The organism is Tunturiibacter psychrotolerans (assembly GCF_051013365.1).
GTDB classification, from domain to species: domain Bacteria; phylum Acidobacteriota; class Terriglobia; order Terriglobales; family Acidobacteriaceae; genus Edaphobacter; species Edaphobacter psychrotolerans_A.
In genome coordinates this window covers 5372078-5385398 of record NZ_CP132941.1, presented here as the reverse complement: position 1 = coordinate 5385398, position 13321 = coordinate 5372078, and the positions used below count along the sequence as shown (strand labels likewise).

At 54.2% G+C, this 13321-nt stretch carries 10 protein-coding genes; 3 read left to right on the top strand and 7 right to left on the bottom strand.

The features are described from left to right. Window positions 1–101: 101 nt before the first annotated feature. From RBB76_RS23005 to RBB76_RS22985, 5 genes are all read right to left on the bottom strand, one after another. On the bottom strand, window positions 102–812 hold the full coding sequence (locus RBB76_RS23005; protein ID WP_429631162.1) for an L-ribulose-5-phosphate 4-epimerase: 711 nt from the start codon (window positions 810–812) through the stop codon (window positions 102–104). Window positions 813–855: 43 nt separating this feature from the next. Next, entirely contained in the window at window positions 856–2310 is a 1455-nt protein-coding gene (gene araA, locus RBB76_RS23000) for an L-arabinose isomerase (RefSeq protein ID WP_429630841.1), read from the bottom strand. Between the two features lie 21 nt (window positions 2311–2331). Then, window positions 2332–2574 carry a hypothetical protein gene (locus RBB76_RS22995; RefSeq protein ID WP_429630843.1) on the bottom strand — a complete coding sequence of 81 codons (243 nt, stop codon included), beginning with the start codon at window positions 2572–2574 and terminating at the stop codon, window positions 2332–2334. A 38-nt stretch (window positions 2575–2612) separates the two neighbouring features. After that, window positions 2613–4355, bottom strand: coding sequence for a sodium:solute symporter family protein (locus RBB76_RS22990; RefSeq protein ID WP_429630845.1), 1743 nt, complete (start codon window positions 4353–4355; stop codon window positions 2613–2615). Window positions 4356–4921: 566 nt separating this feature from the next. Continuing rightward, complete coding sequence (locus tag RBB76_RS22985; protein ID WP_429630847.1) at window positions 4922–6529, bottom strand: ribulokinase; 1608 nt, start codon at window positions 6527–6529, stop codon at window positions 4922–4924. A gap of 182 nt (window positions 6530–6711) precedes the next feature. Here RBB76_RS22985 and RBB76_RS22980 point away from each other — a divergent pair, with 182 nt between their 5' ends. Beyond that, window positions 6712–7788, top strand: a complete 1077-nt coding sequence (locus RBB76_RS22980; RefSeq protein ID WP_429630848.1) for a LacI family DNA-binding transcriptional regulator — start codon at window positions 6712–6714, stop codon at window positions 7786–7788. Between the two features lie 110 nt (window positions 7789–7898). Here RBB76_RS22980 and RBB76_RS22975 read toward each other — a convergent pair whose 3' ends face one another. Further along, entirely contained in the window at window positions 7899–10439 is a 2541-nt protein-coding gene (locus tag RBB76_RS22975) for a glycoside hydrolase family 95 protein (RefSeq protein ID WP_429630850.1), read from the bottom strand. Between the two features lie 122 nt (window positions 10440–10561). On the opposite strand from RBB76_RS22975, the gene RBB76_RS22970 reads away from it, so the two are divergent. Then, complete coding sequence (locus tag RBB76_RS22970; protein WP_429630852.1) at window positions 10562–12013, top strand: glycoside hydrolase family 27 protein; 1452 nt, start codon at window positions 10562–10564, stop codon at window positions 12011–12013. A 68-nt stretch (window positions 12014–12081) separates the two neighbouring features. Next, window positions 12082–12351 (top strand): SUMF1/EgtB/PvdO family nonheme iron enzyme, encoded by a 270-nt coding sequence (locus tag RBB76_RS22965; RefSeq protein WP_429630853.1) that lies wholly within the window; start codon window positions 12082–12084, stop codon window positions 12349–12351. 575 nt (window positions 12352–12926) lie between these two features. Here the strand turns inward: RBB76_RS22965 and RBB76_RS22960 are convergent. After that, window positions 12927–13208, bottom strand: coding sequence for a hypothetical protein (locus tag RBB76_RS22960; RefSeq protein WP_429630855.1), 282 nt, complete (start codon window positions 13206–13208; stop codon window positions 12927–12929). Window positions 13209–13321: the final 113 nt, after the last annotated feature.

The following is a 13321-nucleotide window of genomic DNA, read 5'->3' as shown; positions in this document are numbered from 1 at the left end:
GAGGCGCGCCTGAGTATACGTTTCCCAACCACGCTGTACGACGAATCCGTTTCTCCTACCGACAGATACACTTGCCACATGGCAATCAACGCCTATGACGACTACCCCTGCCCGTACGTCGCATCTCTTCCGTGCTTGCGAAAATAATGCCTATCCAGCAGCGCCTGCGAAACCCCTATCGCATTTGCTTCAAGCGACACCGTCCGATAAGCCATGCGTGCCACCGCCTCCAGCACAACGGCATTGTGTGCGGCATCGTGCGGCGTCTTCCCCCACACAAACGGAGCGTGGCCGGCCACCAGGCACGCCGGGACTGCCATCGGATCAATCGCTTTCGAATCACCCTCGCCCTTGAAGCGCGCAACAATCGCCAATCCGGTCTCGTGAACATACTGGCCGCCGATCGCTTCATCCGAGAGCGGCAACGTCACCGGCACGGGCCCGTAAAAATAATCCGCATGCGTCGTGCCCAGCGCGGGGATTGGAAGTCTGGCCTGCGCAAAGCTCGTAGCAAACTCAGAGTGCGTATGCACCACTCCGCCGATTTCGGGGAACTCCCGGTACAACAAAGTATGTGTATCCAGATCTGACGATGGCCGCAGCTCACCCTCTACGATCTTTCCTTCAAGATCGGCGATGACCATATGCTCCGGCTTCATCTCATCGTAAGCAACGCCTGAAGGCTTGATCACGACTAGCCCCTGCTCCCGATCAACGCCCGAAGCATTTCCGAAGGTGTACAGAACGAGCCCTTGACGCACCAGCTCCAGGTTCGCCGCCAGCACCTCTTCCCTCAGCTTCTCCAGCAACATCGCTTCCTCGCTTCCCTTCTTCCAAGCCAAAACACACGCACGCTTATCGAAGTTGCCGGCGCAGCTCACGAAGCCGAGTCTCCCCATCAATAACGATCAGCTCGATCCCTGCAATCTCCGCAAAGTCTTCCATATGTTCCGTCGTCAAGGCCTGGCTGAAGCCCGTATGATGCGCTCCCCCGGCATAGATCCACGCAGCGGCAGCAACCTTCAGGCTCGGCTTTGGCAGCCACACGGCCCGCGCCACTGGCAGTTTCGGCAGAGGCTCATCCGGCTGAACAACATCCACTTCATTCACAATCAGCCGAAACCGATCTCCTATATCAATCATCGAAGCCACCACCGCCGGCCCGCTCGGAGCCGTAAACACAAGCCTCACCGGATCGGCCTTCCCGCCAATCCCAAGAGGGTGTACCTCAAGCGATGGCTTCCCTGCCGCAATCGATGGGCACACCTCCAGCATGTGCGATCCAAGAACCTTCGGAGTGCCGCTGAAATCGTACGTGTAATCCTCCATAAAGGACGTGCCACCCGGCAGGGCATGAGCCATCACCTTCATCGTGCGAACCAGGGCTGCGGTCTTCCAGTCTCCCTCACCGCCGAACCCATAACCGTCAGCCATCAGACGTTGTGTCGCAATTCCAGGAAGTTGTCCAATCCCATGCAGATCCTGGAAGGTATCGGTAAAGGCGCCAAAGTTACCGTCTTCGAGAAAAGCACGAAGACCTAGCTCAATCCTGGCCGCCTCGCGCAACGCATCGACCCTGTCATGTTCCTTCGCTATCGAATAGGACTCACGGTACTCCGCGACCAGCCTGTCCACCTCAGCGTCTGTAACCTCGTTCATCCGCACAACGAGATCGCCCACGCCATACCCGTTCACGCTATACCCAAGTTGTACCTCGGCGGAGACCTTGTTGCCCTCTGTCACCGCAACCTCGCGCATATTGTCACCGAAGCGAGCCACCTTCAGACTCTGGGATTCGTGCCAGCCCGCAGCGGCCCGCGTCCATGCAGCGATCTCCGCGATCGTCTCCGGATCCTGCCAGAAGCCCACCACCACCTTGCGTGCCAGCTTCAAACGCGCCGTAATGAATCCGAACTCCCGGTCTCCGTGCGCCGCCTGATTCAAATTCATGAAGTCCATATCGATGGAGGACCAGGGAAGCTCGCGGTTGAACTGCGTGTGAAAGTGCAGTATCGGTTTGACAAGCGAGCTCAGGCCCGAGATCCACATCTTTGCCGGAGAAAAAGTGTGCATCCATAGAACGAGCCCAATGCATCTCTCCGCGTTATTCGCCTCTCGGCAAAGTGCGCGCACCTCCTCTGCCGTCGTGAGAACGGGTTTGAACACGACTTTGAAAGGGATCGTAGCTTCTGCACTCAGAGACTTAGCAACGTTCTGAGAGTTCTCTGCCACCCGGGCCAGCGCTTCGGGACCATAAAGATGCTGGCTCCCAGTGACAAACCATATTTCAAGACCCTCAAGATTTTTCATGTTTCTCTTTTCTAAGCAGACCTAAGTTTTATTGATGTCACCCGTCCTCGGCCGGAAGCGAACGGTGTAAAAGCCGCCGAACAGAGTCAGTAGCAGGCCCCACCAGAAGGTGGGATGAAGCTGGTTGAGAACTGTCGGAGCTTCACGATGCGCAAACCACTCCCAGGCCCCGTACGGCAGCAGTACCAAACCGTAGACGAGCGTAAGCCCGCCCACGAAGAACCAGATCGAGAGCATCTCGCCGCGTCCTGTTCCCTCTGCCATCTCAAGTACCTCCGCGCACTCTATGCGCTTTGAAAAAACTAGAAAAAAACGATGTTGAGAATGAAAAAGATCACGATGACCACGACCGCCCAGAAAATCGGCTTCTGCCAAATACTCGCCGCACCGTCGTCTGGCAGAGTAGTAGCGCCATAAACCAGACCCGAGAGCTTCGCGACAGGCGTAGCTTCTGTGAAATAACTAACCGCCACAGTAACAACGACACAGATGATCCAGCTCCACAGGGCCCGATACAGATTCTCCGCCATGGGCCGCGCATCGACTGAGAGCGCGATACGGCTTAGCGCTGCCGCTCCGCCATAAGTCGTATAAAGCCACATCCCAATTGAACTGACGGTCCCGGCAAGCAGTCCCCAGAAGCCTCCGGCTCGTGTCGCCCCCTTCCACAGCATGCCCAGCACCACGGTGCCGAATAGAGGAGCGATGAAAAAGCTGAATAGCGCCTGAACGTAGTCCATGATCGATGCGGCGTTGGCAACCAGGTACGCGGTGCCGATCGAAATCAACATCCCGACCACCGTGGACCATCGGCCCATCGAAACATAGTGCTTGTCGGAAGCCCTCTTGTTGATAAAGGCGCCGTAGATGTCGTAGGTCCAGACCGTAGAGAAGGCGCTGACATTTCCAGCCATCCCGCTCATGAAACCCGCGATCAGAGCTGTGATGCCAAGCCCCAGCAAGCCAGGTCCGCAGTAGCGGATCAGCATCAGAGGCAGCACCTCGTTATAGCTGTAGGGGTGTTGTGCGTTCACCGCATTCTCCCCGACCAGGTGGAGGATTGAGCCGTCAGGGTTCTTCAGGACCGCCAGCGCAAGCAGGCCCGGAACGATCACGATGAAAGGAACTGCCATCTTGAACGCTGCTCCAATGATCGGAGCCATCTTGGCGGCGCGCAGGTTGTTGGCAGAAAGCACGCGTTGCACCACCAGAAAGTCAGTGGTCCAGTACCCGAAGCTGATCACAAACCCCAGGCCGAAGACGATGCCGGTCCAGTGAACGCCCATCGGATTGTCTCGGAAGTGGCCCAGCGTGGTCCACAGGTGCGTGTAATCGGAAGACCCGACGTTCTGCGCGATCTGGGCCTTCAGGTTTGTCCATCCGCCAGCCTCGACCAGGCCGAGGATCGGAATCAGCGCCGCTCCCGCCCAGATCAGGACGAACTGAAGAACTTCATTGATGATCGCTGATCGCAGGCCGCCCAGCATAACGTAGACCGCGACCGTGACCGCGCCAACCCAGATCGAAAAGCTTATATTCCAGCCGAGAACAACCTTCATCACCAAGGCCATCGAATACATGTTGACCCCCGACATCAGAATGGTCATGAAACCGAAACTGATCGCGCTAAGCCCCCGAGAGCCCTCGCCAAAGCGAAGCTGCAGATACCCAGGCACGGAGTGTGTCTTGGAGATGTAATAAAAAGGCATCATCACGACGCCCAGAAAGAGCATGGCCGGGATCGCGCCTATCCAATACCAATGCATCGCCAGCATGCCGTACTGGTAGGCCGCGCCTGCCCAGCCCATCAACTCCAGCGACCCGAGGTTGGCCGAAACGAAGCTTAGCCCGGCAATCCACGCCGTCATCTCACGGCCGGCGAGGAAGAACTCCTCACTGGTATTCGTAGACCCCTTCACATAAAAACCGATGAAGATCACGAGTACGAAGTACAGCGCGAGGATCAGAATGTCGATCGGCGCGAGATGCGTGAGCTGACGATTCATAAGGGTTATAGAGGCGAAAAGAGCTATGTCCAAATTCATAATTGAAGCGTATTCTCCAACGTACTTCTCGAACACAGCTCAGATGCTTTCATGTTCAGCCTGCAAGAAGGTGGCGGAATACCGACCGGGAATTCGCAAAGCTTCAATCTGGGAAACGTTTTCTGAAGCCCCACGTTACAGGGTCAACTTCTTCCCTGTCAATAGAAAAGCATTGGAAACGCTCTGTCCGATCGCATAGGTTTCGGCGCCCATAACCTTGATCTCAGAAAGCAACGTCACGTCGCCCGTCTTTCTAACTGTCCTCGGAAGACAGATCGAAATTTTGGCCTCAGCGACTTCTCCTGACCTCGCCCGCGGGCCCAGACTCGGACGCCTACCTCGTAGCGCCTGCATCTGACCACAAAAATAAACCCCTAAACCCTGTCACTTTTTTCGACCCAGAAAATCGCGCGTTTCCAGCCATACAAATCACCACAACTTCACCACATTTACCATGCAGAAACACCACGATTGCGCACCAGTTTTTTGAAAATACCCCATAAATCGCACGGAATCCTGCGTAAAAAAATACTTGAACAACGGGAAATCCGACCCCAGATTAAAGCTCACATCAACGACAATTTTGGCTCAGAAGTCGCGACGCGCGCCTGCGCAGCAATGCGGCGCAACTCCGGCAACACATGGCCCATCTCCGCAGCAGCGCTGCCAGGTCGGCCAAACGCAAAATAAACCTCTCGATAAAGCCGGAATAGCTCGTTATACCGCTCAACAGCTTCCGGACGCGGAGTGTACGCTTTGAGCGGAAGGCACATCTTCTGCTGCGCCTCTTCAATGGAGGCAAACACGCCAGCCGCGACCAGCGCGAAGATCCCAGACCCCAGGCTTGTTGGAACTCCATCCGGCACCAGCACGGTTTTGCCGAGCACATCCGCGTATACCTGATTCAGCACAACATTATTCTGGGGAATTCCACCTGAGTTGATCACTCTTTCAACCGGAACACCATACTCGGAGAGACGCTCCAAAATGATTCGCGTGTGAAATGCCGTGCCTTCAATCGCAGCGAAGAGTTCGTCCTTGGCAGTATGTATGAGGTTCCATCCAAGCGTCAGCCCCCCAAGATCGGGGTTCACCAGTACCGTGCGGTCCCCGTTATCCCAGCTCACGCGCAGCAATCCCGTTTGTCCTGGCGTGTACTCCTCCAATCCTGCGGAGAGGGTACGAACGTCTGTGCCTGCCCGTCGCGCGATTGCATCAAAAATATCCCCTGTAGCAGATAGGCCAGCTTCAATACCAGTGAACTCTGGGTGCACGCTTCCCGGAACGACTCCGCAGACCCCCGGGACAAGCCGTGTCTCGCGGCTCATAGCAATGATGCACGTAGATGTGCCCACGACATTCACAACATCACCCTCACGACAACCAGCGCCGATCGCGTCCCAGTGAGCATCGAATGCCCCCACTGGAATTGGTATTCCGGGTTTCAGCCCCATCTCTCTAGCCCAGTGATGGCTGAGATGGCCAGCAATGTAGTCCGATGTGCGGTAGATACCATCCAGCTTGGCACGAATTCCTTCGAACAGAGGATCCAGACGCGAAAGGAACTCCTGCGGCGGCAGTCCTCCCCAGCGTGGATTCCACAGCCACTTATGCCCCATCGCACATATACTGCGTGACACCAACGCCGGCTCGGTAACGCCGATAAGGGTTGCTGCGACCATATCGCAGTGTTCTAGCGCCGTGGCGAAACGTTTTCGCTTCTCTGGGTTGTTGCGCAGCCAATATAGCAGCTTCGCAAACCCCCATTCGTGGGAATAAACCCCCCCGCACCAATCGATCGCTTCGAGGCCTTCAGCACGGGCCAATGCAGTGATTTGCCGCGCCTCTTTGTGCGCACGGTGATCACACCATAGCAGATATTCATCCAGTGGTCGAACCTGCGCGTCGACCGCAATTACGCTTGAGCCAGTAGTATCAAGTGCAAGTGCGACAACATCGGTACCGTTCACCACACTCTGCTGAAGCACGTCACGCATTGCCTGAACCAGGGCGTGCATCTGGTCTTCGTGAGACTGGGTTGCAAAGTCTGGGTCTTCCCGTTTTCGGTGTAACGGATAGTTCACGGACGCAGTGCCCAGCCTCCCCCGTTCACTATCCAGAAGACTCACTCGGACACTTAACGTTCCAAAATCCACCCCGGCAGCTATTGTCATTTAAATCCTTGGTTGGAACTAAAACGATGGCAAACCCATTAATTATGGCCGTCTTAGAATTCAGTAAACGTTTCCTAGATGGGACAGTAGCGTTCTAGGGGCTTGGATGTCAAGCCTGAGTCTCTTCTCGCTTGTAACTGCATCACGCCTTATCCTTGTAGGATGTTTCAGGATCAAACACGATGAGACGTTCCGCAAAGACCCATGCCACACCCAAAATCGATATTCACGGCGTTGCCGCAAGAGCGCGCGTCTCCATCGCTACAGTATCGCGAACTATCAACCACGTACCCACGGTGGATTCACAGTTGGCCGAACGAGTCTGGAAGGCCGTAGCCGAGTTGGGATATTTTCCCAACACACAAGCGCGAGCCCTGGTCTCAGGCAAAAGCAAACTCCTTGGCTTGATTGTCTCCGAAATCACCAACCCATTTTTTCCGGAACTCATCCAAGAGTTCGAACAGGTAGCAGTAGAACATGGATACGAGATCCTAATCGGCTCAACCAACTATGAGACCACGAAAATGGAGCTGTGCGCGCGGCGGATGCTTGAGCGCAAGGTAGATGGTGTCGCCATTATGACCTTTGGCATCGAGGACTTCCTTCTCGATCGCTTCGCCGTCGACAACATACCCGTAGTTTTTATCGATCCTGCGCCCTCGCGCCCACTAAGCAGTGTTCTAGCAGTTGACTACAGTGCAGGCATCAATGAGGGCGTGCAGCATTTAGCCGTTCTAGGCCATCGCAAGATTGGATTCATTAGCGGCCCCCTTCGCTTGCGTTCCGCGGAAAGTCGAAAAGCGGCCTTTCTAAACTGCTTAAAGTCTGCGGGAATCAAAGTTGACCTCGCGTGGATGATCGAAGGAGATCATACGTTGGATGGCGGCCGAGATGCGATGCAAAAAATTCTCGCCCTGAAGCACTTACCCACTGCGATCATGTGTTCCAACGATATGACAGCCATCGGGGTGCAGCATGCTCTCTTTGAAGCGGGGTTCAAAGTTCCTGAAGACTTTTCACTGATTGGCTTCGATGACATTCACTTAGCTGAGTACACGATCCCACCGCTCACAACCGTCCGCATGTCCTGCAAAGATCTTGCACAAAATGCAGTGGGCGCTCTCTTGTCCAATCTGGACCCCGCAAACATAAAGGCAGGGGCTACTAACAAGATCAGTACGCGACTGATAGTACGCCAGACTACTGGCCTCCCCAAGAATGCCCTTTCTGACCTTAATTCAAAGAGACCCCGTCGCTAAATTTCATCGCCCGTTGGGACCTGTTGATTCGGATCGTTCAAGCATCTGCCGAATCAGCCAGTACCACGAATAAGGGCCAATTTACGATTGCCCATGTTGCACGCATTGACTTAGCTGGAAGTCAAATCAAGAAAATACCTTGATCCTCTCAGCACCGTGATTGAACAGACCGACGATTCAGCTGTTCGAACCAAAGGGACAGTACCACCTTCTTTTATCCGAAGGCCCTCGATTCTAGAGCCTTTCGGAACCCGTATCGAATGAGTGCCCCCTTGTAGTACATACAATTCCGCCTCAACCAGTCGCCCGCCGATCCATCGCATCGCCACTTCGAGGCCGCCGCGCGCCCGCAACCCCTTCACCGATCCTTGTTTCCAGGCAATCGGTAGTGCAGGCAGCAGCGCGATTTCCTCATCATGGCTCTGCAAAAGCAACTCAGCTATCGCTGCCGTCGCTCCGAAGTTTCCATCGATCTGGAAGATACTGCCGCTCTTCGCAGGATGTGTATCAAACAGGTTCGCGCCCGTGCTATGTTCCATGAGCATCTTTAACGACTCCCACGCCATATCCCCGTCTTCTAGGCGCGCCCATATTCCAATGGCCCATGCGCGACTCCATCCTGTATAAGCGCCACCGTGATCTAGGCGCCGCTCTAGTGACTTCCTCGCCGCTGCTGCCAGTCGTGGATTGTTTCGCGGCGTAATTGCCGATCCCGGATACACCGGGTACAAGTGCGACATGTGTCTTTGTCCCGGTTGGTTTTCCTCAAAGTCGACCGACCACTCCTGTAACTGTCCGTAGCGGCCAATTTGATAATCCGGCAGCCGATTCCGCGCAGCTTCCAGCTTCGCTGCAAAATCGTGGTCAACGTCTAACACATTAGTCGCTTCGACCACATTGTCGAACAGCTCTCTCAGCAGTGCCAGGTCCATCGTGCAGCCAGAGCTTACATTGGCAGACTTTCCATTCGGCGCCAGAAAGCTATTCTCAGTTGACACGGAGGGGCATGTCGTCAGATGGCCCGTCCCATCCTCCACAAGCCAACTCAGACAGAACTCTGCCGAACCTTTCATCACCGGGAAGGCTGTCTTGAGAAACTCCTCGTCGCCCGTAAACCGATAGTGTTCCCAGAAGTGAGCACAGAGCCAAGGTCCGCTCATGCAGAAATTCGCCCATGTAGGATCCGCAAATTGTGTCCCCATCCCCACCGGGGCCGACTGCCTCCACAGGTCAATATTATGGTGCGATACCCAGCCCTTTGCTCCGTAGTTAACCGCAGCCGTCTTCTCCCCGTTCCGGCTCAAGTCTGTCACCATGTCAAACAAAGGCAAGTGGCATTCCGAGAGGTTACACGTCTCCGCGTGCCAGTAGTTCATTTGCACATTGATATTCGAAGTCCAATTTGAACTCCACGGTGGACGTATTTCACCGTTCCACAAGCCTTGCAAGTTCGCCGGCTGAGTGCCCGGGCGCGAACTCGTCAGCAACAAGTACCGTCCAAGGTTGAAGTAGAGCGCCAATAGCGCCGGATCAGGGTCATCTGCAAATTTGCTCACCCGCTTGTCAGTTGGCAGGACCGGGCTGTACCTCTCTAGCCCGAGATCAAGCGACACGCGTTGGTAAAATTTCTGATGAGAGGCAAGATGATCGGCAAGCAGGCGCCTATACCCCACAGATCGTGCAGCCACCACGGGCTTCTCTGCCATAGTCAGCACGTCGACCAAGGGCATGTCCGGGGCTACCCCGTAGCCACGGTAACCAGTGGCCATACCCAACAGTATCAAGATGCTCGTAGCCCCATCAATCGAAACACTTCCATCCTCATGGCTTGCCAACTTTCCGTCTGAGGCCTGTACGTGAAGCGCCGCGGCAAAGTGCATTCCCTCCCCTTCCACACTGCTGTAACGAATAGGATCGTCACTCTGGAGGTAATTCGGCACAGAGTCACTGGGCGCTTTGCCGGTCAGCTGGATTGTTTGTGAATCCGGAGCAACACTCGATGATTGCATCTGACTCTTCAATCTCAATTCAGCCGTCAATCCCTTCCTCTTAGTACAGGTCAGACGCACAACGACCAGTTGAGCCGGAGCGGAGACAAAGATCTCTCGCAAATATCGATCAACTCCCACGTTGTAGCTCACGGTGGCCATTGCCGTATTTAGATTCAAGAGGCGTTTGTACGCCGTCACCTCCTCGCCATGCATGAGCTTGATCTCCAAATCGCCCAGCGGCTCGTAAGCCTGGTTATAAGGGCCCTGCATCTTCCGGATCTCTTGGTCGGCTGCAGTGTAGTTCTTGCGCTCTAGCACCAGGCGGCGCACAACAGGAAGATGCTCCTTCGCCCCTGGGTTGTTCCAATCGCCAAGTTCTCCATCGTTGCGGGGATACCCAGACCACAGTGTGTCTTCATTCAGCGCTATTCGTTCCATGTTTGTCTTGCCGAAGACCATGGCACCCAGACGCCCGTTCCCTACAGGCAGTGCATCCGCCCACTGCGGTGCAGGTTGATCAAACCAGAGAGTATGATTTGTGCCTGAAAATGAACTGACGAAAGTTCTATCCTCTGCAATAAGTCTCTTTTCGATCTCGTTCGAGGCAAGAGATGTCCCCACTAAACCAAGAAAACGTCGCCTTGTCATCTCCAAACTCATAATTCTCCAGAACTATCTCAAGTTGTGAAATACGACAAATCAGCATTCTTTTTATGCAGTAAACGATTACCGTTTCGTCAAGCGGCAATCAATTCCCGAAGTCTTGAAGTTTAATTTGACAGTTGCAAAGTCCGGACCTGATTATTGTTTTCGCTAAGAGTAAACGGTTACTCATAGAAAGTTCAACATCTAGTTTTGGCAATTGTGACTTTGGGAAAGGTTGTTTGATGAGATCGTTCTGCTGTTTGTTCACTGGTGTCGCAGTGCTGTGCTCGACGCTTTTACCAGGGCAAGAAAAGCACGCTACTCTGCTGGCACCCACTCCGCCAATGGGCTGGAATAGTTGGGACTCATTCGGTTCTTCAGTGAAAGAGGACGAAGTAAAGGCCAATACGGATTTCATGGCCACCAAGTTGGCAAACCACGGCTGGCAATACGTCATTGTAGATATCGAGTGGTATCAGCCGGACGCCAAGGCTCATGGGTACATTCCTCGTGGACGCGTGACCATGGATAACTTTGGCCGCTTTGTTCCATCAGACAATCGCTTCCCCTCCGCGGCGAATGGAGAGGGTTTCAAACCCCTTGCCGATTATGTCCATAGTAAAGGGTTGAGGTTTGGCATTCACATCATGAGGGGTATACCGCGTGAAGCGGTGGAAAAAAACCTTCCCATTGAAGGAACCAGCTTCCATGCCGCCGACATCGCAGACAAGATTAACGTCTGCAAATGGGACGGGATGCAAGACACCTATGGCGTAGATATGAAGAAGCCTGGCGCACAGGCCTACTACAGCTCAATCGCACGACTCTATGCTAAGTGGGGAGTCGACTACGTTAAAGCGGACGACATGAGTCAACCATATCGCGGGCCTGAGATCAACGCACTTAGTGTCGCCTTGAAGAAGACGGGAAGACCCATCGTGCTTAGTCTTTCGCCTGGACCGGCACCAGTGGAAAAATACAAAGATCTGAAAGCAAACGCGCAGTTGTGGCGCATCTCAAACGATTTTTGGGATCGATGGCAGGATGTCAGCAAACAGTTCGACTTGATTGCACTGTGGCAGGGCAAGGCGCATCCTGACGGATGGCCGGATGCCGACATGCTTCCGCTTGGACATATCGGAATTCGTGCCGAGAGAGGTAATGACCGCGCAAGTCTACTCACTCACGACGAACAGATTACGCTCATGTCACTGTGGTCGATCTTCCGTTCACCTCTAATGTTTGGCGGAGACCTTCCCACAAGCGATGCTTTTACTATCGGCCTTTTGACGAATCAAGAAGTACTAGATGTCGATCAGAAGAGCTCGAACGGACGCGAGGCGTATCGAAAAGCAGGCTTGATTGTCTGGACCGCGGATGCGCCCGGCGATGGAGCGAAGTATGTCGCGGTCTTCAATATAGGAAACTCGACAAAGTATGTAGATCTGCCCTGGGCGGCGCTTGGGCTGCACATTGGAAAGGCCCAGATTCGTGATGTTTGGGAAGGGAAAGAGCTCGGCGCGAAAGAGCATGTACAACTGCCACTACGCGCTCACGCGAGCGTCCTTTACAGAGTACGCGCGGAATGAGTCTTTGCATCTAAACCCTTACCTACAATCCAAACTCGCCCCAAAAGGCTGATCTTTTTTCGTGAGCCATGTTCATCCCGCTCCATGGCCAGGGAAAGATCAAGGCGTGTTGTGGGCCTGTCTCTAATCCGCGCATTGTGACGCCTGATTCGAGCTACGATCCGGCGCAACTTGAGTTTCACGTCCCGCGCAAGGTTGTAAAAGGCGGCTCATTTCTGTGCACACCGAACTGTTGTTTGCGCTACCGGCCAGCTGCGCGCCAGCCACAGACCATCGACAGCGGAATGAGCCATCTCGTTTTTCGTTGCATTTCACATCATGCGGTGACGCAACCATGACAGATCGGGCTCATGGGCGCGGATTCCCCGATCAAAACAATATTGATGTGTTAGGCGCAACTATGATCGACGCAAGGCACCGCTGCAGATCCCATGCAAATCTATGTGCCCCGAATTATCGATCCTCGAACTGTTTTTGCCGCGTAGTTTTTCAAACAAGTCCGCAGGATAAACTGGCGAACGGTTCTTTGCCAGCCAATCGGGTGTAGGCTTACGCGTCCGTAAAGGACGCGGAGACGGCGAGCGAAGGGAGGGATAGGTCCTCTTATTCAGATGTTTAAACAAGCAACATGATTCCATAACTACCTAGAATCGGACACTGGGGTTCTTTTCCTATTTTTGCTCAGGATCTAATTGTCGGAAACATAAGGTCTTGAGATAGACAACAGCCGATGAGACTGCAATATGCGAATGACTGCTATAGTCTGTCCGGACACCGCTCATCAAGGGCTAAGTCGATCTCAACTCAAGTAAGGGATTTCCGACGAAGCTTGGAGACACAAAATCGGATGCGCATTTGCCGGGACTGATCCGGGCCGACCGCCGCCCTGACATCATCGCTCCTACTTCAGCTTTTACTTACGTCTGAGTTCCTTGACCTTCTCCTCAGCCGGTGCGATCACTCGCTCGTTTAGATTCGCCAATAGCGTTTCGGCGGTCTGATACCTGTAGACTGGCAGCACGCAAGGATACTCTAGTAGGTCATCGAACATTGCAAACTCTCGCTTGCCTTCGAGGATGACCGCCTGTACCGGGACCTTAGTGTGCGGAATGACCGTGGCTAACTCGTAGGGAATGCTACTCGGGTCGGTCAGGTCAGCAATAATGAACCGTGCCAGGTTGGCAAGAGTAGACACGGTTCCAGTCAGGCTCCTGCTCCCGGTTTTTGGAAATCAAAGAGGATCGGCAGGTAATCGCGCTTCCGAAGCTGATCCCGAATTGCATCCAAAACAGCCTTCCGCTCAGGCGT

What these genes read in the sequence shown, in the direction of transcription:
- RBB76_RS23005 (WP_429631162.1), bottom strand. Translation starts at nt 812, where the DNA reads ATGTTGCTGGAGAAGCTGAGGGAAGAGGTGCTGGCGGCGAACCTGGAG.
- araA (WP_429630841.1), bottom strand. Translation starts at nt 2,310, where the DNA reads ATGAAAAATCTTGAGGGTCTTGAAATATGGTTTGTCACTGGGAGCCAG.
- RBB76_RS22995 (WP_429630843.1), bottom strand. Translation starts at nt 2,574, where the DNA reads ATGGCAGAGGGAACAGGACGCGGCGAGATGCTCTCGATCTGGTTCTTC.
- RBB76_RS22990 (WP_429630845.1), bottom strand. Translation starts at nt 4,355, where the DNA reads ATGAATTTGGACATAGCTCTTTTCGCCTCTATAACCCTTATGAATCGT.
- RBB76_RS22985 (WP_429630847.1), bottom strand. Translation starts at nt 6,529, where the DNA reads ATGACAATAGCTGCCGGGGTGGATTTTGGAACGTTAAGTGTCCGAGTG.
- RBB76_RS22980 (WP_429630848.1), top strand. Translation starts at nt 6,712, where the DNA reads ATGAGACGTTCCGCAAAGACCCATGCCACACCCAAAATCGATATTCAC.
- RBB76_RS22975 (WP_429630850.1), bottom strand. Translation starts at nt 10,439, where the DNA reads ATGAGTTTGGAGATGACAAGGCGACGTTTTCTTGGTTTAGTGGGGACA.
- RBB76_RS22965 (WP_429630853.1), top strand. Translation starts at nt 12,082, where the DNA reads ATGTTCATCCCGCTCCATGGCCAGGGAAAGATCAAGGCGTGTTGTGGG.